The sequence below is a fragment of the Neorhizobium sp. BETTINA12A genome (assembly GCF_023006485.1).
Lineage (GTDB): Bacteria > Pseudomonadota > Alphaproteobacteria > Rhizobiales > Rhizobiaceae > Neorhizobium.
Genome location: NZ_JALBGW010000048.1, coordinates 1 through 24,398, shown reverse-complemented (window position 1 = coordinate 24,398; position 24,398 = coordinate 1). Strand labels below are relative to the sequence as shown.

Annotated in this window: 21 protein-coding genes; 19 read left to right on the top strand and 2 right to left on the bottom strand. The window is 59.4% G+C overall.

Annotated elements, in window-relative coordinates:
- Nucleotides 1-77 precede the first annotated feature (77 nt).
- The 13 genes from MOV61_RS14370 (at nt 78) to MOV61_RS14310 (ending at nt 17,115) form a co-directional block, all read left to right on the top strand.
- On the top strand, nt 78-1,799 hold the full coding sequence (locus MOV61_RS14370; RefSeq protein WP_247137042.1) for a M28 family peptidase: 1,722 nt from the start codon (nt 78-80) through the stop codon (nt 1,797-1,799).
- A gap of 604 nt (nt 1,800-2,403) precedes the next feature.
- Nucleotides 2,404-4,524: a TonB-dependent siderophore receptor gene (locus MOV61_RS14365; RefSeq protein WP_247137041.1), complete on the top strand. Its 2,121-nt coding sequence runs from the start codon at nt 2,404-2,406 to the stop codon at nt 4,522-4,524.
- An 18-nt stretch (nt 4,525-4,542) separates the two neighbouring features.
- Nucleotides 4,543-5,442, top strand: coding sequence for an alpha/beta hydrolase (locus tag MOV61_RS14360; RefSeq protein ID WP_247137040.1), 900 nt, complete (start codon nt 4,543-4,545; stop codon nt 5,440-5,442).
- A 15-nt stretch (nt 5,443-5,457) separates the two neighbouring features.
- Nucleotides 5,458-6,306 carry an ATP-binding cassette domain-containing protein gene (locus tag MOV61_RS14355; RefSeq protein ID WP_258718890.1) on the top strand — a complete coding sequence of 283 codons (849 nt, stop codon included), beginning with the start codon at nt 5,458-5,460 and terminating at the stop codon, nt 6,304-6,306.
- Between the two features lie 13 nt (nt 6,307-6,319).
- Nucleotides 6,320-7,204, top strand: a complete 885-nt coding sequence (locus tag MOV61_RS14350) for an ABC transporter substrate-binding protein (RefSeq protein ID WP_247137039.1) — start codon at nt 6,320-6,322, stop codon at nt 7,202-7,204.
- The gene (gene fhuB / locus MOV61_RS14345; protein ID WP_247137038.1) at nt 7,201-9,168 is read left to right on the top strand and encodes a Fe(3+)-hydroxamate ABC transporter permease FhuB; all 1,968 of its coding nucleotides are present in this window, start codon (nt 7,201-7,203) and stop codon (nt 9,166-9,168) included. Before MOV61_RS14350 ends, fhuB begins: the two co-directional genes overlap by 4 nt.
- 587 nt (nt 9,169-9,755) lie before the next feature.
- The gene (locus tag MOV61_RS14340) at nt 9,756-11,192 is read left to right on the top strand and encodes a Xaa-Pro peptidase family protein (protein WP_247137037.1); all 1,437 of its coding nucleotides are present in this window, start codon (nt 9,756-9,758) and stop codon (nt 11,190-11,192) included.
- 74 nt (nt 11,193-11,266) lie between these two features.
- Nucleotides 11,267-12,526 (top strand): ABC transporter substrate-binding protein, encoded by a 1,260-nt coding sequence (locus MOV61_RS14335; RefSeq protein ID WP_247137036.1) that lies wholly within the window; start codon nt 11,267-11,269, stop codon nt 12,524-12,526.
- A gap of 28 nt (nt 12,527-12,554) precedes the next feature.
- A complete protein-coding gene (locus MOV61_RS14330) occupies nt 12,555-13,460 on the top strand; it encodes a carbohydrate ABC transporter permease (RefSeq protein WP_247137035.1) in 906 nt (301 codons plus the stop codon).
- Nucleotides 13,457-14,293 carry a carbohydrate ABC transporter permease gene (locus tag MOV61_RS14325; protein WP_247137034.1) on the top strand — a complete coding sequence of 279 codons (837 nt, stop codon included), beginning with the start codon at nt 13,457-13,459 and terminating at the stop codon, nt 14,291-14,293. Before MOV61_RS14330 ends, MOV61_RS14325 begins: the two co-directional genes overlap by 4 nt.
- A gap of 3 nt (nt 14,294-14,296) precedes the next feature.
- Complete coding sequence (locus MOV61_RS14320) at nt 14,297-15,457, top strand: ABC transporter ATP-binding protein (protein WP_247137033.1); 1,161 nt, start codon at nt 14,297-14,299, stop codon at nt 15,455-15,457.
- Nucleotides 15,458-15,462: 5 nt separating this feature from the next.
- Nucleotides 15,463-16,368, top strand: a complete 906-nt coding sequence (locus MOV61_RS14315) for an ABC transporter substrate-binding protein (protein ID WP_247137032.1) — start codon at nt 15,463-15,465, stop codon at nt 16,366-16,368.
- 30 nt (nt 16,369-16,398) lie between these two features.
- On the top strand, nt 16,399-17,115 hold the full coding sequence (locus MOV61_RS14310) for an aspartate/glutamate racemase family protein (RefSeq protein WP_247137031.1): 717 nt from the start codon (nt 16,399-16,401) through the stop codon (nt 17,113-17,115).
- Between the two features lie 21 nt (nt 17,116-17,136).
- Here the strand turns inward: MOV61_RS14310 and MOV61_RS30460 are convergent, their stop codons facing one another.
- Nucleotides 17,137-18,039, bottom strand: coding sequence for a MurR/RpiR family transcriptional regulator (locus MOV61_RS30460; RefSeq protein ID WP_247137030.1), 903 nt, complete (start codon nt 18,037-18,039; stop codon nt 17,137-17,139).
- A 408-nt stretch (nt 18,040-18,447) separates the two neighbouring features.
- Nucleotides 18,448-19,200, bottom strand: a complete 753-nt coding sequence (locus MOV61_RS14300) for a FadR/GntR family transcriptional regulator (protein ID WP_247137029.1) — start codon at nt 19,198-19,200, stop codon at nt 18,448-18,450.
- A gap of 448 nt (nt 19,201-19,648) precedes the next feature.
- On the opposite strand from MOV61_RS14300, the gene MOV61_RS14295 reads away from it, so the two are divergent.
- The 6 genes from MOV61_RS14295 to MOV61_RS14270 form a co-directional block, all read left to right on the top strand.
- Entirely contained in the window at nt 19,649-20,122 is a 474-nt protein-coding gene (locus MOV61_RS14295) for a RidA family protein (protein ID WP_247137028.1), read from the top strand.
- A gap of 22 nt (nt 20,123-20,144) precedes the next feature.
- Nucleotides 20,145-20,900, top strand: coding sequence for an amino acid ABC transporter ATP-binding protein (locus MOV61_RS14290; protein WP_247137027.1), 756 nt, complete (start codon nt 20,145-20,147; stop codon nt 20,898-20,900).
- Nucleotides 20,901-20,910: 10 nt separating this feature from the next.
- The gene (locus MOV61_RS14285) at nt 20,911-21,579 is read left to right on the top strand and encodes an amino acid ABC transporter permease (RefSeq protein WP_247137026.1); all 669 of its coding nucleotides are present in this window, start codon (nt 20,911-20,913) and stop codon (nt 21,577-21,579) included.
- A 9-nt stretch (nt 21,580-21,588) separates the two neighbouring features.
- Entirely contained in the window at nt 21,589-22,239 is a 651-nt protein-coding gene (locus MOV61_RS14280; RefSeq protein ID WP_247137025.1) for an amino acid ABC transporter permease, read from the top strand.
- A gap of 39 nt (nt 22,240-22,278) precedes the next feature.
- A complete protein-coding gene (locus MOV61_RS14275; RefSeq protein WP_247137024.1) occupies nt 22,279-23,124 on the top strand; it encodes a transporter substrate-binding domain-containing protein in 846 nt (281 codons plus the stop codon).
- Nucleotides 23,125-23,298: 174 nt separating this feature from the next.
- Nucleotides 23,299-24,398, top strand: a 1,100-nt coding sequence (locus MOV61_RS14270) for a hydantoinase/oxoprolinase family protein (RefSeq protein ID WP_247137023.1), incomplete at its 3' end; no start/stop codon positions are given.

Here is a 24,398-nt window from a genome sequence, read left to right as displayed (position 1 = left end):
CGTCAAACCTCTGTTAGCGTTTTCAAGTTTTGTGAAACATCGTTTCGATAGATAAAACAAGTAGGGGAGTAACGGATATGAACGAGATCGAATCTGCCGTTCTGGGAGCGGTGACGCTGGATGAACCCTGGGCTCTGGTGGAGAGCTTTGCGACCTACAAGCGCGAGCATCCGACCGACGTGAACCGGGCCATGGACGAGGTCGCCGCGAGGCTCGCCAGGCACGGCGTCGAGGTCAAGATGCACGAAGCCGACCTCTTCCTCAGCCTGCCGGGCCTCGCCCGCGTCGAAGCCGGGGATAAGACCTTCCGCGCCAAGCCGCCATCCTATTCGTTGGACGCATCGAAGGGCGTGAAGGGCGAGATCGTTTACATCGCCAGTCTGCAGCCGAAGGCGATCTCGACCATGTTCGAAAAGACCGTCGACGGCACCGGTGAACTCGCTGCCCGGGTCCGCGGCAAGGTGGTTCTCTCGGAAGGTTTCGCCAATCCGGGTCTCGTTTCGCAGTTCACCGAGCTTGGCGCAGTCGGCGTCATTGCCATCAATCCGGGCGTCGACATCCATTGGGGCACCTGCACCACCGTCTGGGGCACGCCTGACCTTGACGACCTGCCGCGCAAGCCGTCGATCCCGGCCGTTGCCGTCAACCGCGAGAGCGGCGATGCGCTGATCGAATTTGCCAAGACCGGCACGGAGGTCACCATCTTTGCGGACATGGAAGAAGGCTGGTTCAAGTCGAAGCTGCCGGAAGTGTTCATCAAGGGCACCGAAGAGCCGGACAAATACGTCTTCCTGCACGGCCATCTCGACAGCTGGGATGTCGGTGTTGGCGACAATGCCACCGGCGACGCGACGATGCTCGAAATCGCCCGCGTTCTCTGGGCCAACCGCGACAAGCTGAAGCGCTCGATCCGCATTTGCTGGTGGCCTGGCCATTCGACCGGACGTTATGCCGGCTCCACCTGGTTCTCGGACAATTTCGCGCTCGACCTCGACGAAAACTGCGTCGCCTCGGTCAATTGCGACAGCCCCGGCTGCCGCTGGGCGACGGAATTCATCAATCTCTGCATGATGACCGAAACGGAAGCTTTCCTCTCCGACGTCATCGAGGAAGTGGCCGGCAAGAAAGCCGAAGCCGAACGCCCGCACCGCGCCGGCGACTATTCCTTCAACAATATCGGCCTTTCGAGCTACCTGATGCTGTCCTCGACCATGACGGAACGGGATCGCGAGGAGAAGGGCTACTACACGGTCGGCGGCTGTGGCGCCAACATCGCCTGGCACACCGAAAACGACACGCTTGAGATCGCCGATAAGGACATCATGCTGCGCGACATCAAGGTCTATCTGCTGGCCGTGCTGCGCAATGCCAATGCCAAAATCCTGCCCTTCGACTGGCGTGCGACGGCACGAGAGTTCCTCCACACGGTCGACACCTACCAAAAGAAGGCCGGCGACCGCTTCGACCTTTCGCCGAGTCGCCGGGCGGTCGAGTCCTTGGCTGAAGCACTCGCCGCATTCTACGCCGGGATCGACAGCGGCAAGATCGAAGCGAAGAGCGCCAACCACGTGGTCCAAAGGCTCGCCCGCATCCTGGTGCCGCTGAACTACACCCGCGAGCAGCGATTCCGCCACGACCCGGCCCTGCCGATCCCGGAACTGCCGGCCATCTCGACGGCAGCCGATCTCGACAAACTCGGCCCTGAGAAACTCGGTTTTGCCAAGACCCAACTCGTGCGTGGCCAGAACCGCGTGATCTCGGCGCTGCGTCAGGCAGAACAGCTGGTTCGCGCTGCCTGATCGTCAACACCTAGTCAAAAACCCCATAAAGTTGATGTCCAACTTTATGGGGTCAGTTCATCCCTAACCGCTCCCTTTTGTCCCTGTAGTTTTATCTTCCGCTTCTCGTTTTTACCCATCGGTCGTTGTCGTCCTCCCGTTGGGCAAGCGGCCCGGGATCGGGATGAGCGCCGAGGGCAGGCTCTGCCGAGATCGGTCATAAGGATCGGGAAAATCGAGAAAAATCGAAAGGCATCATTTCACTGGAGATGATGGGCGACGGTCCCAATCCGTTCAAAGCAGCTAGATCCCTCCTAGCGCATTTCACCGTCAGCGCTGGAAATCCGCCCTGCGAAGGCGGTGCAAGGGGAGGGTTTGGCAGAGCTGTTGGATGTAGAGGTTACGGCCAGCACTTTCCGGTTCGCGTCGGCCATTGTCCGTTGCAATTTTGCGACCCTCCCCTCAATAAGATGAGTATAATACTCATATTTTATTGATCGACGAAGAATCAGCTTTTATAGCTGCGCTCGGCGAACCATCTCGCCCAGCGACCTTCTCTCGCTGCTCCCTCACATCCGTGATCTGTCAGGATCACCACCCAGTTTGCAGCCGAAGGGATCGGGCAATGACGTTATCTTTCAATCGGTTTTACGCCCGTTGCCATCTTCTCGGCTCCACCGTATTCGTTGGCGCCGTGGCTGCAGCCATCATGCCTATTGGGGCAGTTGCGCAGGACGCGACTACGCTCGAACCCATAATCTTACGAGGCTCCGGTACTCAAACAATCAGTGAAGACAACGATACCATCGTTCCCGAGCGTTCGGTTTCCGCCTTGAAGACCGACACGCCGCTCGTCGAGACGCCGCGCTCCGTTTCCGTGATCACACGCAAGGAGATGGAGCAGCGTGCCGTCACCGATATAATCCAGGCAACCCGGTACAGCTCCGGCGTGAGTACCGGTGGCTTCGGTTATGACCCGCGCTTCGATCAGATTTACATCCGTGGCATCGAGACCACCGTAAGCGGTGATTTTCGCGACGGCCTGCGCCAACCGGTGATGACCTACGGAACATTCACAACCGAGATATACACGCTCGACCGTGTGGAGGTGTTGAAGGGACCAGTGTCTGTTATGTACGGCGCGGCGAGCGCAGCCGGTATCGTCAACAAGATTTCCAAACTGCCGCTGCAGGAAGCTCACCATGAGGTCGAACTCCAATACGGGACGGTTGGCCGCAAGCAGGCCGCTTTCGATTTCGGCGGACCGATCGGCCAGAGCAACGATGCGTTTTACCGTGTCGTAGGTCTCGTCCGGGAAGGGGAGACCAACTACGATATTCAGGACGACCGTTACCTGCTGCAGCCGTCTTTTACCTGGGAGCCGACCGACAGCACCAAAATCACCATCTACGGCCTGGCCCAGGATACCGAAACCGCAGCCAGCGCCTGGACTTTCAAAAACGACGGCCAGATCTATCTCGTCAGCGACCCGGATTACGATTATCAGAAAATTCGGCAGTATCAGCTGGGCTACAAACTCGAACATGACTTTGGCAACGGCCTGACCTTCCGGCAGAACGCACGCGTGAGCGATCTGGACCTCAAGGCACGTTATCTCAACCGGATGACAATGTTCAGCGCTCCGGCCGATCCCTGGTCGACCGCAGCGGTTACGGACAAGATGCGTGCCTACCAGATCGACAACCAGCTCCAAGCCAAGTTCGAAACAGGCAATGTGTCCCATACCATTCTCGCGGGACTGGATTACACTGCCGTAAACTCGGATTTTGCCGTCGGCTACGGGTCCACATTGCCAGGCAACGTTGGAAGCGCACCAACGCCCGCGCTGACGGGCTTCACTGGCAACGACCTGCGTCAGACGGGGCTTTATGCGCAGGAACAGGCAGAGATCGGAAACTGGCGCTTCGTCGGCGGCTTGCGCTACGATTGGCTGGATCAGACCACCACAGATAAGGTCGCTGGCACAAGCGACGAGAGGGAAGACGGAGCTCTGTCCGGTCAGGTCGGCCTTCTCTATCTCTTTGACAACGGGATCGCTCCCTATGTGAGCTACGGAACCTCCTTCGTCCCTTCGACCGAGCTCTCTGCCTCAGGGGCCGTGCTGGAGCCAACCGAAGGCCGTCAGATCGAAGTCGGCATCAAATATCAGCCGGATGGCGAAAACTTCTCACTTAGCACGGCGGTTTATCGTTTGGTCGAAACCGGCAAGCCGCAATATGCCGGCACGCCGATCCTCGTCCCTATCTATGAAAACTCGGGTGAGAATACGTTCACGGGCTTCGAGGTCGAAGGTCGAAAGACTTTCGACAACGGCATCAGCCTGATCGCCGCCTACACTTACACTCACGGGGAAATCACGGACAATCTCGACAGCTCCATTATCGGCAACACGCCAACGACGACACCCCGGCACGTCGCCTCTTTGTGGGTCAACTATGCAGCGTCTGAAGATACCGTGATCGACGGCCTCAGCGTCGGCGGTGGCATCCGCGCAACAAGCGAATCTTTCACCAGCGACGCCAACACCGGCAAGAACGCGGGAGTCGTGTATTTGGACGCCGCAATTTCCTATGACTTCGGTGCAAAAAATCCGGACCTGAAAGGACTTTCACTCTCCGTCAGTGCGACGAACCTCGCCAACCGCGAAGAGCAGGTCTGCAACGGCGGCTATTGCTACTTCGGCCAAGGCCGCACGGTTCTCGGATCGCTGAAGTATAAGTGGTAGCAGGTGGAAGCTGGCGCCATGGCAGAAAATCTCAGCGAGTTGAGCATGACTGAAAAAACCTGCCCGTTGCCCGGAACTGGTTGTTTTGACCTGGCACCAAAGGCGGGCGGCGAGCCCTATCGCATCTTCCTCTATATTCCCGCCGGCGAATCTCCCGCCGAGGGATGGCCGCTTCTGGTCCTGACCGACGGGAATGCAACCTTTCCCTTTGCCGTCGCCAGCCTGGTAACCCAAGCGCCTTACCCGACCGGAACCAACGTCGGTTGGGGCGTTATCGCGGCGATTGGCTACCCCTCTGACGAACCCTATAACGCACTCCGCAGGGCGTGGGACCTGGGGCCTCCGCCGATCAAATCCTATCCGCCCTATTTTGACGGTGGCCCTGCTGTCCGCATCGGCGGGACGGGCGAGCTGCTCGATTTTATCGAGACACAACTGCTTCCGCGGCTTTCCGAAATGGTGCGGCTCGATGCGACGCGGCGATCGCTTTTCGGGCATTCTTTCGGCGGTCTTTTCACTCTCTACACCCTTTTCGAACGTCCAGTCCTTTTTGCCAACTGGATCGCTGCCAGTCCGACTATTTATTGGGAAGGCAGTGAAATCCTGAACAATGAGGTGCGCCGCCAGAGCGTCGCGGGTCACGCGGCCTTCCTGCATCTGTCGGCCGGTGAGTACGAGGGAGATAAACTTGCTCCTTTCCAGTACCGAAACGAAGATGCAGCGTCTCGTCTGGAGAAGAGGAAAACCGAGCAGACGGTTGCGTTGGCGCAGGAAATGGCAGAGCGACTGAACCGTCCCGAGGACGGCATTCGCACACAGTTCGAGCTTTTTGCAGGGCAGACCCACATGTCCGTCCTCGGACCAGCCGTCAATCGCGCAGTGGGCATCGCTTTCGAAGTGGCGGACAAAGATGTGTGACAGACACCTGCGCTGTTGGCGCGACATTTCAGTATTGGCTTAGGAGGTAACGTGGTCTCGGCTCAGCTAGCGCAGGACGCTCCCGAAACGACGGATGCTTTTGCTGTCGACAAGGTCGGTCTTTCCATCGACGGGAACACGATCCTGTCAGACGTCAGTCTCGATTTTCCAGCAGGTGAGGTGGTGGCCCTGGTCGGCCACAATGGTTCCGGAAAATCCAGTCTCTTGAAAATTCTGGCACGGCAACTCACACCGACCGCCGGATCGGTCGCTTACGGTGGCCGCAACCTCGCGCATTATCACGGCCGTGACTTTGCACGGTCGGTTGCCTATTTGCCGCAGGATTTGGGTACGGGCTCAGACATGACGATCCGCGAACTCGTCGGTTGCGGGCGCTATCCGTGGCACGGCGCGCTCGGCCGTTTCTCCGATGTCGACAAGGCAAAAGTCGAGGCCGCCATAGCCGCCACGCATATCGAGACCTTTGCCGATCGTGTTGTAGGCACATTGTCCGGTGGAGAGCGGCAGCGTGCGTGGATCGCCATGCTGATCGCTCAGGACGCCCGGTGCCTGCTGCTCGACGAGCCGACCGCGGCGCTGGATATCGCGCACCAGATCGAAGTGCTGTCTCTCGTGCAGCGGCTGGCCCGCGAAGGCGGCCGGAGCATCGTGATCGTTCTTCATGATATCAACATGGCCGCCCGCTTCTGCGATCGGATCCATGCGCTGAAAGGCGGACGGGTCGTTGCAAGCGGCACGCCGAACGAAATCGTAGTGCCTGAGACGCTCCACGCCATTTACGGGATCGATATGGATGTGATTTCCGTTCCGCACCTTTCGCATCCGCTTGCCTATGCCTGCTGAGGCCTGTTCCGGGATGAAGATTTCAAGGCGTTCACTTCTGCACTATGCCGCGGCCGCAGCCGTCGTGGTGCCGAAGCCATTGTGGGCCGAAGTCGCCAGACAAAGAGTGGTCAGCCTCGACTACGGGCTGTCGTCCACGCTCCTGTCGCTTGGATTGCCTCCAGTCGGAATATCCGACCTTGCCGACTGGGACAAATGGGTCGTCGAGCCCGCCATGCCGCAATCGGTCGTCGATATCGGGAGTTCTAATGAAGTCGATTTCGAGGTCCTGATACAGCTGAAGCCGGACATTATTCTGACGACGCCTTATCTCGACGAGCTTTTGCCCAGGCTCCAGCCGATTGCGAAGATTTTGCGGCTTGAGATCTTCACGCCCAACACTGGCCCGATCCTCCCGGCGGCGATCGCGGCGACGCGCAAACTGGCTGCCGAACTCGGTCATGAAGCCGAGGCGGAACAATTCCTGGCGCGATCCGACGCATTCTTCGAGAGGTGCGGCCGACGGCTTGCGGGCCGGACTGTTCCGCCAGTTGTGCTGGTGAGCTTTATGGATGCGCGGCACGCTCGCGTCTATTCGGCCCCCGGGCTATTTCACAATGCGCTCGAGCGTATTGGCGTGCGTAATGCCTGGACGCGGCAATCGAACTATTGGGGCTTTGAGACTATTGGCATCGAAGAATTGTCCGTTATCACCGATCCGGACGCCCGGCTGATCGCCTTCGACCCCGTTCCGCCCGACGTGTTGCCGAAGCTCGTCGACAGTCCATTGTGGCAGGCGCTCCCGTTTTCCCGGCCGGGCCACCTGTCAGTGGTTCCGCCGGCACTGATGTTCGGCATGGTCAACGAGGCTATGCGTTTCGCCGGCCTGGTGACCGACGTTCTGGAACAAGACGCATGAAGACAATTCGCCGCGAAAATCTCGGGCCGGCGCTCGTATCTTTCGTCCTGCTCTGCGCCGGTTGCATGGCATTCTGGCTTCTCGCAGGACCGGCGCTCTCAGGATCGGCCGGGCAGGGCACCGACATCCAGCGCATGATGCTCTATTATTCGACGTTGCCACGGCTAGCCACGGCATTGGTTGCCGGTGCCGCGCTCGCATTGTCCGGTGCCTTGTTCCAGCAGGTCCTACGAAACCCGCTGGCCGACCCGACGACGCTCGGCGTGTCGGCCGGAGCCAATCTCGCACTGGTTGTCGTCTCGCTTTTTATTCCCAGCCTGCTTGGGGCCGGCCGCGACATTGTCGCTCTTCTCGGGAGCAGTGCCGCCGCTGCGATCGTCGTCGGCTTTGGCGCGCGACGCGGCTTCTCACCCTATTCGCTTGTCCTCTCGGGCCTTGTGCTGAGCCTCTGGTGCGGGGGCCTGTCGGCTATCCTGACCTACCTGAACCAGCGCTACCTGGCGAGCCTGTTCATCTGGGGTGCTGGTTCGTTGGCGCAGCAGAGCTGGGTCATTCCCCAGTCGCTCGTCTGGAAGGTAGGCACCGTCGCCATCATCTGCGCGCTGGTGATCAGGCCGCTGTCGCTGCTCGATCTGGGAGAGAGCAGTTCGGCCGCGCTCGGAGTGAGGCTCGCTCGCCTTCGCATCGTGGTCGTCGCCTGTGCGGTGGCGCTTGCAGCCTTCGTCACCAGTGCCGTCGGCGTCATAGGCTTCATCGGGCTGGTCGCACCGACGCTTGCGCGGCTCTCCGGAGCGCGTCGGCCGGTCCAGTTGATCTTCTGGTCTCCGTTGATCGGCGCGGGACTGCTCTTTCTTGCCGACTCCGTGCTCCAACTCGCGGCGGGCGGCTTTGGCGATTTTCTGCCGACTGGTGCAGTCACTGCCATCTTCGGTTCGCCGCTGCTCCTGGCGCTGCTGCCGCGATTGAAGATCCGGCACAGGATGCAGCAGCCGGCGGCGCGGCGGCACCCGCCCACATGGAACACAAAAGTCCCCGTCGCCATTGCTGCCGTAAGTGTTCTGGTTCTCGTGACTGTCGGCCTTTTTGTCGGACGTGGGCCTGGCGGCGGCTGGACTGTCCTTTCCGGCGAATTCCTCGATGAGATCCTTGCGATCCGCGCGCCGAAGGTCTTTGCGGCGCTCGCATCCGGCGCGATGCTTGCCGTCGCGGGTTCGATCCTCCAGAGATTGACCGGCAACGAGATGGCAAGCCCCGAAGTTCTCGGGATCAGCGCCGGCGCTACCTTCGGCGTTGCTATCGCGCTTTTTGCCATCGCACCGGGGTTTTCCGGCCAGTTTGCCTTTGCGGTCGGCGGCGCCATCTCGGTTCTCACCGTCATTCTTCTGAGTTCACGGCACTCCACCTTCGCCCCGGAACGGGTCTTGTTGGCCGGCATCGCGCTCAGTGCGATGATCGATGCAATTGTCGGCGTCTTGAGTTCGACGGGAGATCCAAGGGCAGTCCTGCTCATGCGATGGATGAGCGGCTCGACCTATCTGGTCGACGGCACGGTAGCCACGGCGGAAGCAGCAATAGCAGCCGCACTGATTGCCGTTGCTCTGGCAGCGCGCCGTTGGCTGGACATCCTGCCGCTCGGACCAGCCCCTTCGGCTGCGGTCGGTATACCGTTGGCCGGATCGAGGCTGGCGCTGTTCGGGCTTGCCGGACTTATGACCGCGGCCGCAACGTTGACGGTTGGCCCGTTATCCTTCGTGGGACTCATGGGGCCACATCTCGCGCGGGAGGCCGGCTTGACGCGCGCCCTGCCACAGATGATCGGCGCTGCGCTGATCGGTGCCGGACTCATGGTTGCGGCAGATTTCGTCGGCCGTACCATCGTAGCACCCTACCAGATCCCGGCCGGGCTCGTGTCAGCCCTCATAGGCGCTCCTTGCTTGATGTTTTTGTTGAGCAGGAGACGCTAGAACTATTTCCCGCGATCGGCGGGCGCGCAAGCCTTTTAACGGACTTGTCGGCGAGCCATCTAAGGCGGTCGGGTTTCTGGGAAAAGTCCCGCCAATCGACTTGGTAGAGGTGAACCCCCTGGCGCTTAATTTATCGGGTCTACGGTCCGATTCCGTTTAAGACCTACAGCTATATGAGTGCTGGCGCATCGTGAATTTTATCCTGACCTTGACTGCTGCTACCTAGGGGCCACTCAGGTAAGAGAAACTTTTTTTTCACATTCCCTGTCTTGCTTAAGCGGAAAGCGATCTAGCGCGTGGCCAAACTATAGGCGCCCGTACCAACCGCGAGTGCCGATTTTCCATGAGTAGAGGTGCTTTTTTTGCCCTCGTCTCAAGCCAGAAGGTCGTTTAACTTCCCGATTACCAATGAGAAATGGACCACATCCAACGTTCCCGGTTGAATCATTTCGAGCGGAAATCTGCGCCATTTTTTCAAATGCCTGTTTTTACAGCAGTTCGCTCGACAAATGAACATTCGCCGGGCTATGCAAATTAATTTTCAGATATAATCTAGTCTCATCAGTATCTGCTAAATGAGACGCCCTATGATCGCCCAAACTCGTCCTAACCACCCCTTTCAGCACGGTGATGTGCGTTTCGAGCGCCTGTTGGACGGTTTCAGCCCCAGTTTCGAGTTCGAGCCGGTCGGTCCGCTCCCGGAAAGCGAATTCGTCGACAGGCTGCGCCGCATTCGGCGCGAGGCGACCGTCGCAGGGCATGATGTCATGCTTGTTCATGCGGATTCCATCGGCTCCTACCGCGTTTCCAACTCATACCTTCGCTATATGTGCGACTGGGCACGCGAAGGCGTGCTGGTGGTCCCGACCGACGAAGACAAGCCGCTGACGCTGTTTTCCGTCTTCAGCAGTTCCGTCCTACTGCCGCCGGCGGGCGAGGCGGTCTTGGTCGAAGACATCTGGCAGGTCGGCACCTGGGGCCGCGAAACCTATAATCGCCCGGGTAGGACCGTCGACAAGGTCGTCGAAGCCGTTGGCTCCTTCCTGGAGCGCGAGGGCTTCGGGTCGGCTCAGATCGGCCTGATCGGCGACGCGACCTCCGCCAGCTACTGGAACGGCCTCGGCAAGCGTCTGCCGAAGAGTTCGGTCGTGCAGGCAAGCTCGATCATTGATCGCATGCAGAAGGTGCGTTCGAAGCATGAGCAAGCGGTGGTGCGGGCCGCGGCACAGCTGGCTAGTATCGGCATAGAGGCCGCATACCACGTCGTAAAACCCGGCGTGACCGATTATGAAATCTACGCCGCCTTCACCTATGCCCAGATGGCGCGAGGCGGCGAAAGTGGCGACGGCTACCAGATCGGCATCAACCAATACGGTACCCATTGCGGCAAGCCCTACGGCCACGTGGTGCGCAATGGCGACATCATCAATCTCTATATTTCGGCGGTGATCTATCAGGGCTACACGGCCCAGATCGCCCGCATGATCGCGGTCGGCGACGTTACCGACAAACAGGAAGAGGTGCTGCAAATGTGCACGGAAGGTGTTCAGAAAGCGGCGGCGCTGATCAGACCCGGCGCGATCATTTCCGACCTCGCCAACGCTTCCTTCGAACCCTACATCGCCCGCGGCTACCTTTCATCCCATGACAGCCGGACAATGCCTTACAACTGGGTGTCCGAAGACGACGGCAAGCCGCGCCTGATCCCGCGAAAGCATGTCGTCGATCCGGATTGGGAGCGGCAGGGCCGCAAGCTGATGCATGTCTATCCGGCGACATCAGGTCCTCACAATCCCAATGTCGGACATTCGGTTTCGATGGTGAAGTTCAACAATTACAACATCCAATCGAACAACCACGACAAGCTCGAAGAAGGCATGACCTTTGTCCTCCACTCGCAATGGCTCGAGCCCGAAGTCGCCGGCTGCAACGTCGGCGACTGCTATCTCGTCACCGATAAGGGTGCCGAAAACCTCAGCCACCATACGCCGCTTGCAGTGCATCGTGTGAAAGCGGACGCCTGACGCACTGCCTGATCCGTGAATGCCAAACTACCAATAAGAAACCGCCAAATAAGAAACCCAGATGGAGAACAGACATGTTTGATAGGATTCGTCGCCGAAAGCTGTTGGCTACGGCAGCCGTAGCGGCGCTTGCATTGACCGTCGGGCTCGGTGCAGGCGAAACTCATGCTCAATCGAGCGAGAAGGTCACGCTGAAACTGGCCAATTCCCAATGGCTTGATGCGTTGCGCGGCAAGAACCTCTGGGCAGCGGTCACCAAATACCAGGAAACCAATCCGAACGTCACGCTCGAACAGGAAGCCATTCCGTCCGCAGAATTCGCCGACAAGCTGACGACGGAAATGGGCGCAGGCCAGGGGCCGGATGTAGCGATGATGCAGGAAGGCCTATTCTACGCGATTGCAGATGCAGGCTTCCTCGTCGATCTCTCGGCTGCGGCTGACGGAGCCAAGCTGAACAAGAGCAATGAAAACGGGGTGATCGACGGCAAGCGCCTGGGCGTCGCCTGGCAGCGCGCCGTTTACGCCCTGATCTATAACAAGCCGCTGATCGATGCCGCCAATGCGAAGGTGCCGGCGACGGTGGATGAACTGATTGCCTCCGCCAAGGCTGCATCAGCCGCAACTCCGGGCGTCATCGGCTTTACCGCCCGCCACCAGATCAACGACTTTTCGGGCTGGTTCATGGATTTCCAGAGCTGGGCCTATGGCTACGGCGTCAACTGGGTCGATGCAAACGACAAGCTGACGATCAATACCCCGGAAGCCGTCGCCGCCATCACGGCTTTCAAGAAGACTTACGACGCCGGCATCATGCCGATCGGCGACAGCTTTCCGACGCAGCGCACGCGCTTCAAGGAAAAACACGCGGCCTTCTCGATCGACAATTCCGGCGGCACGCTCAATATCGCCTCCGGCGGTGCCCTTCAGTCCGGCGATCTTTATGCCGCTCCGATGCCGTTCAAGAACCCCGGCGCGCATCAGCAGATCTTCGTCGGCGTGAGCTCGCACGGCAAACACCAGAAGGAAGCGATCGCCTTCGTCAAGTGGCTGGTCGGCCCCGTTGGCCAGCAGGCTCTGCGTGACGCATCAGGTCCGGATGCGCTTGCAACCGACGTGCCTGTCAGCGATGCCTACTCCAAGGCCAACCCTTGGGCGCCGACCTTCGTCAAGCTTGCGGAAACCTCCCGCAGCACGCTGATCAAGGGACATGAAGTCGAAACGGCACAAATCATGCGTTTCGTGATGCAGGCCGTCGAAAAGGTCATCCTTGCGAATGCCGATCCGAAGACGGCGCTCGCCGAAGCTCAGTCAGCCATCGACAAGCAGTTCTGAGACCGTCGCATCAAGAAGGGAGACTGATGTGAGCGCGAATGGCCTGAAAAACAGGAGCGGCCTGGTCAAATTGTTGCCCTATGCCTTCATCCTTCCGCCCATGATCTATTTGGTGGTCTTCATGTTCTGGCCGCTGTCGCGGCAGATGTACATGAGCCTGACCAACACCCGGATCGTCAATCCCAACCGAGGCCGGTTCATCGGCCTCGGTAATTATGAACGGCTGATCGAAGATCCAGCCTTCTATGTCTCTCTGAAAGCAACCTTGGTTTATACGGTCCTGACCGTCCTTATCGGCGTCGCTCTCGGCGTTGTGGCCGCACTTGCCATCGATCGTCCCTTCAAGGGGCGGGCGGTCGTCCGTGCAATCCTGCTGTTCGGCTGGGCCGTGCCCGGGGTGGCTGCCTCGCTGATCTGGTTGTGGATGTATAACGAACGGTCGGGCGTCTTCAATCGCATGACCGAGCTCCTCGGCATCGGCCGCTTCTCGTGGCTGACCAGCACGGACTATGCGCTCGGCTCTGTTCTTGCCGTCACGGTCTGGCAGGTCGCTCCATTTGTGATGCTGGTTGTGCTGGCAGCCCTTCAATCGGTGCCGCAGGAGGTGCGCGAAGCCGCCAGGATCGATGGCGCCGATGGGATCAGCACCTTCCGAGCAGTGACGCTGCCGCATATCCGTCCCTCGATCCAGCTTGCAGCCCTTCTGGTCGCCGTCTGGTCCATTCGCCGCTTCGACATCATCTACCTTTTGACCGGGGGCGGTCCGCTCGGTTCGACCAGCACCCTCGTCGTCAAGCTCCGCCAGACGGCGTTCGAGGGCCATGAACTGGGAATGGCCAGCGCTTACGGCGCGGTCGGCCTCGCGCTGGCGCTGATGGTGGCGGCCATCCACTACACTGCCGAACAACGCCGCATGAAGAGGATGTCTCGATGATGACACCCCGAAAACTCGCCGTGAAGGCGCTGCGATATACGCTGATCGGAGTTCTGGTCGTGCTCGCCGGCTTCCCGGTCTACTGGATGGCAGCCACCGCGCTCAACGTCAATTCCCAGCTTTACGGAACCGGCCAGGTCGCCTGGCCGCAGCTGCAGCATTTGCCGGATCTGGTAACCGAGCTCGGCAATGTTCCGATCGGCCGCTGGCTGTTCAACACGCTGCTGATTGCCTCAGGCGGCACCATTCTGAGCCTGACACTTGGCGCGCTTGCCGGCTATGCGCTCAGCCGTTTCAAGTTCCATGGGCGTGGCCTGGTCGGCTTTCTGCTGTTCATGACCCAGGTCGTTCCCGAAGCACTGATCCTGGTGCCGCTCTATGCGATGTTCATCACCTTCGGCCTGTTGAACAGCCTGACGGGTCTGATCCTCGCCAATGTCGGCTTCTCGCTGCCCGTCGCGTGTTTCGTCCTGAAGGGCGCGATGGATGCGGTGCCCTACGAGATCGAGGAGTCCGCGATCATCGACAATTGCCCGCGGTTCAGCGTGCTGACCATGATCATTCTGCCGCTGATCATGCCGAGCATCGCGGCGGCGGCCGTGGTGGCCTTCTTTGCCGGCTGGAACGAGTTCCTGTTCGCCTCGACCTTCCTGATGGACAATTCCTTGTGGCCGGCAAGCGTCGGGCTCGCCTCCTTCGTCGGGCAGTATGAAACGCCGATGTCGGCCGTGCTTGGCGCAGCCCTGGTGTTCAGCCTTCCTGCCATCGTCTTTTTCCTTCTTATCCAGCGCAAGATCGTGGCCGGTCTGACGGCTGGCGCCGTAAAGGGATAATCCATGCCCGCTTTGACGTTCAACAAAGTCTCCAAGGCCTTCGGCGATCACACGGTGATCGACGCCTTCAACGCCGACATCCATGACGGCGAATTCCTGGTCCTGCTCGGCCCCTCCGGTTGCGGGAAATCGACGCTGCTGCGCATGATCGCGGGCCTCAGTGACATTACCTCCGGAGTCCTGCTGTTCGACGGGTCCGTCGCCAACGATTGGGAGCCCAAACAGCGCGGCGTCGCCTTCGTTTTCCAGACCTATGCGCTCTATCCGCATATGACGGTCCGCGAGAATATTGCGTTTCCGCTGATCATGGATGCGTTTCGCAAGTGGTATCATCTGCCGATCGTCAACATCGTCGCCCGCCACAGGCTGATGAAGCGGGCAGATATCGCCGAGCGGACGCTCAGTATCGCCCGTCAGCTGGAACTCGAGCCTCTGCTCGACCGACGCCCCGCGAGCCTGTCGGGCGGGCAACGGCAGCGCGTCGCGCTGGCCCGCGCGCTGGTGCGCAATCCGGCCCTCTACCTGCTCGACGAGCCGCTTTCCAACCTGGATGCGAAGCTGCGCACGCAGATGCGCTCGGAAATCTCGGCTCTGCATCACAAGGTCGGCAAGACCTTCGTCTACGTGACGCACGACCAGGTCGAAGCCATGACCATGGCGACGCGCATCATCGTGATGAACAAAGGCATCGTCCAGCAGGTCGATACACCTGACGAGATCTACGATCATCCCGCCAACACCTTCGTCGCGCGTTTCGTGGGTTCGCCCCCGATGAACCTCATCCCGGCTTCGGTCAGCAACAACGCTCTCCAGCTTTCGGGCAAGCTCGCGGTCGACCATGAAGCGCCGTTCCCCTCAAGACGGCACATGACATTCGGGGTAAGACCCGAAAAGCTTTCCCTTCACCCCGCCGCGGAAGGGCGCCTGCCTGCACAGGTTGCGGTCGTCGAGCGCCTCGGCGCGGAGACGGTGATCGGTTGCCGCCTGATGACCGGCGAGGAGAACAAGGACCAGCGATTGCTGGAACACGACCTCGTCTTCGTCCGGGTCTCGGGCAACCCGAAGGTCAAGATCGGTGAACTGTGTTCGCTGGATTATCAGGCGGACGATGTCCTGTGGTTCGACATCGACAACGGCGATCGCATTTTCCCGGACCAGGAGTGAACATCATGCAGAATTTCCACGTCTCGGCGACCGGGCACAGCCTCAACTACCTTCCCGAATATGTCGCGGTCTGGCAGGGGTTCTTTCAGGAGGAGGGGCTCGGCGTTACCGCAAGCGTTCCATCTCCCTGGGACCTGGTGCTCAGCGACATCGGCTCGGCCATGGCGGACGCCGCGCTTGGCGGCATCTGGGTCCCGTCGATGTTCCATAGCCGCGGCAAACGTTATACGCCGTTCGCGCAGATCGCGGCCCGCGCGCCCCTGGCCATCCTCGGCCGCGAACAGCCCGGGGATTTCGACTGGCAGGCCGTGCCTGGCAAAACGATTTCGATGAAGGGCAGCAATGGCGCCAGCGTCGGCCTGTTCACCAAGCTTTTGCTGCGCGAAAACGGTGTCGATCCGCTGACGGTCAATTTCGTCCAGGATCTCGACGGCAAGATGCTGTCCGATCTCTTCGTGGGGGGAATGGGCGACTATCTGGTGATCGATTACCCGTCCGCCGTCACGCTTGCATCGAAGACTGGCGTCCATGTCGTTGCCGAACTCCCCATCACCGGCGGCAACGTGCCGTGGAGCGTCTATTATGCCGAAGGTGAGAGCGACGATGCACGGCTGGATACCCAGACCCGGTTCTCCAGGGCGCTCGGTCGCGGCATGGCGTGGATCCTGGCCCATGATGCCGAGGAATACCGCGACTTCCTGGCAAAGACGTTCCCGAAATTCTCGCCGGACCTGCTTGTGGGGCTAGCCAATATCTATCGGGCCAACGGCATGTGGACGACGCCGCGGATCGATCCGAACGCCTATGCCCGCTGGCAGCAGGGTATTGCCGACGGCCATCTTACCGAGGCGCCGATCGCTTATGGCGATCTTATCGACACGCGCCCGACGGCAGCCTTCACGGCCGCCTGACCCAACTTGATCCCTGGAGTATCCAAGACGATGCGTATTGCCGTCATCAATCCCAACACGACTGCGTCGATGACGCAGCGCATCACGGCGGCGGCGCGCGCCGTTGCCGGCCGTGACACCGAGATCGTCGGCGGGCAGCCCACAACCGGGCCGGAAGCGATCGAAGGTCCCTTTGACGGGGCGCTTTCGGTGCCCGGCCTGCTGAAGGAAATCGTTGCCGCCGAACGCGATGGCGCCGATGCCCATATCATCGCATGTTTCGACGATACCGGGCTGGATGCTGCAAGAGCGATTGCGACAAAACCCGTGATCGGGATTGGCGAGGCTTCGTTCCATGCGGTCAGCCTTGTCGCGCACAGCTTCTGCGTGGTGACGACGCTTTCCCGCTCGGCGCCGGTCATCGAGGACAATATCCACCGCTATGGTTTCGGCCACCGCTGCCGCCGGGTCTTTGCGACCGACATTCCGGTGCTTGAACTCGAAAAGCCGCAAAGCGGCGCGTTCGAGCGGATTTCGGATTGTATTCGCCGGGGAATTGAGTTGGGTGCCGAGGGCGTTTCGCTCGGCTGTGCCGGCATGGCGGAATTTGCGCTCGACCTGCAGCGCGCGCACGGCATTCCGGTGGTTGATGGCGTCTCGACGGCCGTCGGTCTTGCCGAGACGCTCGTCAGGTGCGGCCTGACTACATCCAAATCCGGTGTCTGGGCATCGCCGACGCGTCTGCACGTGCTCGAAAAATTTTCCTGACCAATGTCGCGCCTTACCGGCCTACCGGCCGATACTGGTCTGGGGTGTCGATACGTCGTCGAGCAGTTTCACCAATCTGTCGATCTTTTCAAATCGGGCAAGGCTCGCCTCTCCCATTGCCGTCGATACGCTCCAGGCGAGATAATTGATGATGGTGACGGCGGCGACGAAGGAATTGAAGGGCGACGGCGATTGGCAACGGCATCGCAGCACATGATTGGCGGCCTTGGCGCTTGCCGCGGCGCTGAGATCGGTGATCAGCACAGTTATCGCCCCTGCGGCGCGCGCCTCCTTGATGATCGTCGGCAGCAGCCTGGGGCGCCGGCGGAATGCGATGACGAGCAGCACGTCGCCCTTCGCGATGGAGGCGATCTCATGCGAATAGCTCCCCCCGCCGGCGGGGATCACTTGCACGTCGCTCTTCATCAGCGTGAAATAATGCGCCGCCTGCAGCGCCAGGCCGTAGCCGCTGCGCAGGCCCATGATCCACAGGCGGCGGGCGCCGACGATCGCCTGGCTTACTTCGCTCAGCGTGGTTTCGGACAGGCTTTCGGCGGTGGTTCGAATATTGTCGAGGTCCATCTGGACCGTGCTGGAAAGCGTGACCTTGCCTGACGGCGCGCGATCGGGGTCTTCCAGGCCTGCCCGGGGCGATCCCCAGTGTTGGTCGGCCCGGATCTGCCGCTTGGCATCGGGATAGGTCGCATAACCGAGCGAACGGATCAGCCGTGCCGCCGTCGCTTTCGACACCTGCGCCTTTTCCGCAAGCTCGCCCGCCGTATAGCTCGGCAGGTCCATCTGGTATTGCAGCAGGATGTCGGCGAGCCGCTTTTCGGCGGGCGAGAGCGTGGAATAGATCGCGTAGATGCGTGCCTCGAGGGAGCGCGGCCGTTGTTGGGCGGTCGATTTGCGGGACGGACTCACGTGGCACCCTTCGTCTGCATACGATTGAAGCGGACGTTAGGCCGGTCCAGACCTCTTGCACAAGCGGATGGAAGTAAGGGAACCGTTTGATCCCACGAATCTGAAGAATTCGAGCTCCAGTCGCATCCTGGAGCGGGATAGGGCCGCCTTCTCGAAAAGCTCTTGCCCACGATGGACATGACTAAGAACTGTTGGTCCATTGCCCAGACGAATTCGAAACCAGTCCGATTCACGCAAGTTGCGAGCATCAGCATGACGGTCATCGACCCACCGAAATAGAACCCACTTGCAAACCACCTTCCGACAACATGCCTTCGAGTGGGACCGAAGTGGGCCTACGCCACATAATCAGACCGTAAGACGTGCCGATGGTTCAAATCCTATCAAGAGCATGTACGGCGAGGTGGGCTAGTCTTTGGGCGCCACATTGCTCAGGGGCGAGGCAGCGTCGTCCGAAAAACCGCGATACCGTAGATGGCTACGGCTAAGATGAATTCTCATCGCCTCGCGCGCCCGTTCCGCACTGCCTGAGCTAATTGCCTCGCAGATTGCCCGATGTTCGACCACAGTATTCTGGATATAGTCTAGAGTTATAAGCGCAGGATTGAGCTGCTTGGAGAAAGCCGGTTGCGGGAGAATCTGCAGGCTCATAAGGCTGAAGAACTCGATGAAAGCACCATTGTTCGTCGCTTCTGCGATTGAACGATGAAAGACGAAGTCGAGATGATCAAGCGCAGCTTCGTCTTCGAGTGAGGCTTCGAACTCGCGAGCGGCGTTCCAGATATTGGATTCCTGAGCCCAGGATCGCCGAACCGCCGCCAACCCGGCAGCATGCACCTCGAAAGCCATTCTGAGCTCCAGCAGATCCATGAATGACGTCTGCAGGCGAGCCAGGGGAGCAAGCGCGAGGCTTGCATCCAACGAGTTGGCATCTTCGATATCGGGGCTGGGTCTGTTGCGAACGAACACCCCGACACCATGTCGCGACTCGACAATGCCGTCGGACCGCAAGGCGGACACTGCTTCTCGAATGACTGTTCTGCTGACGCCGAACTGCTCCGACAATTCCGCGAGCGATCCGAGCTTGGTACCGCTTTCGAACTGGTTGCTGCCGATGTGAGCTTTAAGTGCCTTTATTGTTCGGCCCGTTAAAGTGTCCAAAACCTGTTTCCCTTTGCCTAAGTCGCGCCCCGCTGAATGACTGCAGGGTTTGACGCAAGTTATCACTTCATCCCGAGGTGATGCTACTACCCACCGCTGAATTATTGCCTTGGTGTGCGCACACTTCACATAAAGAAGTTTCACTGGACGCAAATCAGCGGCTTGCCTCAAAAAAAATTGCGGGAAGCGGGTCGAAATTTTAATGACACTACCAGAGAAGCGGTCGTCTTAAGTTGGCTAATATCTTGTAAAAGCTTCTAAAAAATAGCATGTAACAAACCGCCAACTCAAGAGATAGTACCTCCAGATTCTCTCTTGACATGAGATACTATTTCGTCAATCTTCATCATCAGAAAAGTGGATCGACATTCGACGCTTATGGCTTCTGATGAACGGTCCCGGGAACGTGGTTCGCGCATCAGCGCTCTTACAATAACGGAAAACTGCTATGGGTGTCGTCGCCGTACGTCTCTCGGAGCTCGGTATCGTTTTGCCTGCGATTGCCCCGGCTTCAGGAAATTACATTCCTCACAGGCTCGTCGGGAGCCTTCTTTTCGTATCGGGCCAGATCCCACGGATCGACGGTGTCGAGCATTATGTCGGCGTGGTCTGTCAGGACATTTCGCCCGAGGACGCATACAAGGCCGCTCGCCTTTGCGCGCTCAACATCGTTGCCAGAGCGAATGCCGCGCTGGATGGCGATCTGGACCGGGTCATTGCCTGCGCTCAATTGCGTGGTTTCGTTAATGCGCCGCCGGATTTCGGGGGCCATCCAGCCGTCATCGACGGCGCTTCCGACCTTCTCGTGGAGATCTTTGGAGACAAGGGACGCCACGTTCGCACCGCGATTGGTGCGGGCTCATTGCCGCGCGGATCTTCCGTAGAAGTCGACGCCATTTTCGAAGTCGCACCGAAAGCCTGACATCAATAAAGGGGAACTGGCCATGAACGGGACCAGCATGTCGGAAAAAGCCATAGCCATGACGGGCGTCAACAAATGGTACGGTCATCTTCAGGTCTTGAAGGGGATCAACCTTGAAGTTGGTCGCGGCGAGCATATCGTTCTGTGTGGACCTTCAGGTTCCGGCAAATCGACCCTTATCCGCTGTATCAATCACCTGGAGGAAATCCAGGAGGGAAGCATTGCCGTCAATGGCACGGAGCTGAGCCAGAAGGGTAGCAATGCCGACCATATTCGCCGCGATGTCGGCATGGTGTTCCAGCAGTTCAACCTGTTTCCGCATCTAACCGTCCTGGAAAACTGCATGCTGGCCCAGCGCCGGGTGCGCAAGGCTTCGGTGACTGACGCAAAGGAAAAGGCGATGCGTCATCTCGAGCGCGTGCACATTGCTGAACAGGCACGGAAATATCCGGCTCAGCTTTCGGGTGGTCAGCAGCAGCGCGTGGCAATCGCGCGGGCGCTCTGCATGGACCCCAAGATCATGCTGTTCGACGAGCCGACTTCAGCGCTCGACCCTGAAATGGTCAAGGAAGTGCTCGACACGATGATCTCGCTTGCTGACGACGGCATCACGATGATCTGCGTAACCCACGAGATGGGGTTTGCACGGGCGGTCGCCCACCGTGTCATCTTCATGGACCGCGGCGAAATCATAGAGAGCGCCAAACCCGACGTATTCTTCAGCAATCCGGCTCACGAGCGAACCAGAACGTTCCTCAGCCAGATCCTCAACCATTGAGGAGGGGCCGATGAATTACACTTTCGACTTCGCACCCGTTTTTGCTGCGTGGCCAACGCTGCTGGAAGGCATGATCGGCACGTTGAGAATGTCGTCTCTCTCAATGGTGTTCGGATTGTCGCTCGGCATTTTCTTCATGATGATGCGCATGAGCAAGCTGCCAACGCTACGCACTATTGCGATTGGCTACATCGAGTTGATCCGCAACACGCCTATCCTCGTGCAGGTGTTCTTTGTCTTTTTCGGCATGCCCGCAATTGGCATCCGGCTCAGCGGCGAACAGGCGGCAATCCTGGCCATGACGCTGAATTGCGCCGCCTGCGCGGCTGAGATCGTGCGCGGCGGTGTGCAGTCTATCCGTCCAGGACAGATCGAGGCGGGCAGGGCGCTTGGGATGCATACGGCTGATATCTATCGGTTCATCGTCCTCCGGCCGGCCATCCGGGCCGTCTATCCGGCGCTGTGCAGCCAGTTCATCCTGATGATGCTGAACTCAAGTCTGGTTTCGTCGGTCTCGGCGGAAGAGCTTACCTATTTTGCACAGACGCTGGATGCCCAGACATTCCGAAGCTTCGAGATCTATCTCACGCTCGGCGTCATCTACCTCCTGTTGTCCCAGTTCGTTTCCGTCACCCTCGGCATCATCGGCCGGGTCTATTTTTCCTACCCGGCAAAGTGAGGCAGTCCGATGATCCGTCAATTTGGCTGGAATGAATTCCTCTTTCTGCTTGAAGGCGCACGTTGGACAGTTGTCCTTTCGCTTCTTGCCTTCGCCGTCGGCGGAGCGCTGGGTCTGGCTGTTGCGCTTGGACGCACCAGCAAATGGAAACCGTTGCGCATCTTCATGGCGACGTACATCCAGATATTTCAGGGCACGCCATTGCTGGTTCAGCTGTTCTTCGTCTATTTCGGCCTGCCGCTTTTGGGCTTCAAAGTGGATGTCTGGGTGGCGCTGACGATCGGCCTGTCGCTTCACACCAGCGCGTTCCTCGGCGAAATCTGGCGCGGCAGCATCCAGGCCGTTCCCGATGGACAGAGCGAGGCGGCACGCGCACTGGGCATCGGCTACAGGCATCGCATGGTCGATGTCGTGCTGCCCCAGGCCTTGCGCATCGGCCTGCCGGCCACCATCAGCTTCCTCGTCAACCTGATCAAGGGCACGGCACTTGCCGCGCTGCTCGGTCTCACGGAACTGACCCGCTCCGGTCAGTTGATGTCGAACATCACGTTTCAGCCGCTGCAGGTCTACGGGGCGGTCGCACTCATCTACTTCTTTCTCTGCGTACCACTGACCTACTGCAGTGCCCGGATCGAGCGGCGCCTCAACGCCGCGCGGTAAGACAAAACGCATACCAAGAAACCAACCAGAGGTGATCACATGACCAACGCAGTCCCGACCCCTTCGCGTTCGAAAGCCCTGAGCGGCCTTGCCGCCATTCTCTTCGCCGCGACTTCATTCGCAACGACGGCAATGGCTGTCACATCCGAGGAGATCAAGGCCAAGGGCACGGCAACCATCGGCGTGCAGATGGACCAGTTTCCGTGGGGTTTTATCGACTCCAAGGGCGGCAATGACGGTTTCGATATCGAAATCGCCAAGATGATCGCCAAGGAGCTGGGCGTCGAGGTGAAGTTCGAACGTATCACAGGCCAGAACCGCATTCCGCTGCTGGTGAACGGCAACGTTGACTTCCTGGTGCCGTCGATGACGATCACCGAAGAACGCGCCAAGGTGATCCAGTATGTCATTCCCTATTCGTCGAACGACATTACTGTCTGGGGCAAGACGGACGCCGCCATAAAAGGTAACGAGGATCTTTCGAAATACGTGATCGGCGTTAACCGCGGCAGCGCTTTCGAGCCGCTGCTGGTCAAGGTCGCGCCGAAGGGCACGCAGATCAAGCGCTTCGATGACGACGCCACGACTGTTCAATCGCTTTTGTCCGGTCAGGTTGATGCGATCGTAGGCAGCGTCACCTATGGCCTCGTCATCAAAGAGACCGGTTATGACAAGCAGTTCGAACGCAAATACAAAGTCGCCGACAACTTCCAGGGTATGGCGGTCCGCAAGGGCGATAAGGAACTGCTCGCCTTCCTGACGGACTTCGTTATCAAGCACACGACGGACGGGTCACTCGATGCCCTCTACAAGAAGTGGATCGGCGTCGACCGTGCAAAACTTCCAACAGAATTGCCGGGTGTAGACTTTACCGGGAAACTGTAGCGCCAAAGCTCTGCGTTGCCGCTACAGCTGCCGCGCTGAGCTTGAGAAACCCAACACATTCAAGAGCTTTTGACCCCCGCCCGTCTGTGCGGGCGGGGACAGGCCGCTGCACGCCGAAAATCGGGTTATCGGGCAAGCGCAACAACAGCTCGCTTAGGGAGCATAGTCGAGAAAATGACGAAAGATGGCAAGCAGATCAGGGTCGGTGTCGATATCGGCGGCACCTTTACCGACGTTGCAATGGAGGTCGGTACCACACTCCATTCAATCAAGGTGCTGACCGATTATTCCTATCCCGAAAATGCGATCGTCAAGGGCGTCCGAGAGGTGGCCGAGGTCGCCGGTGTCGAGCTTTCGCAGATCGACACGATCATTCATGGCACCACGCTCGCCACCAACGCTCTGATTGAACGGCGCGGCGCCCGTACGGCCTTCATTACCACCAAGGGCTTCCGCGATGTCATCGAGATGCGCACCGAAAGCCGCTTCGAACAGTATGACCTCGATATTGTGCTGCCGGCGCCGCTGGTGCCGCGAAACGAGCGTTTCGTCATCGACGAAAGGATCGGCGCCGACGGTTCGGTGCTGAGACCTCTCGATCTTGCCGAGGTTGATGCGCTGTGCGACAGCATCGTCGCTGCCGGTTACGACAGCGTCGCCATCGGCTTCATCCATTCCTATCTTAACGGCGCGCACGAGAGGGTTGTTCGCGACCGTCTGCTGGCCAAGAAATCCGATATTTCCGTGTCGATCTCGTCAGAAGTCTCGCCGCAAATGCGCGAGTTCCAGCGCTTCAACACCGTCTGCGCCAACGCCTTCGTCAAACCGTTGATGGCATCTTATCTCAACCGCCTCGTTGGACGCCTGACCGAGGAAGGCACGCGCTGCCCGGTCTTCATGATCCATTCGGGTGGCGGCATCATCAGCGTCGAAAGCGCGATCGAGTTTCCGGTTCGTCTGCTGGAATCCGGTCCTGCCGGCGGTGCGATTTTTGCCGCCCATATCGCCAGCAGCTATGGTCTTGATCAGGTCCTTTCCTATGACATGGGTGGCACCACCGCAAAAATCTGCCTGATCGAAAAGCAGACGCCAAAAACCTCCAAGACCTTCGAGGTAGCGCGAACGTGGCGTTTCAAGAAAGGCAGCGGCATGCCGATCTCTATTCCCGTCATCGAGATGGTCGAGATCGGTGCCGGCGGCGGCTCGATCGCCACCATCGACAGCATGCGCCAGATCCGCGTCGGCCCGCACAGCGCCGGCTCCGAGCCAGGCCC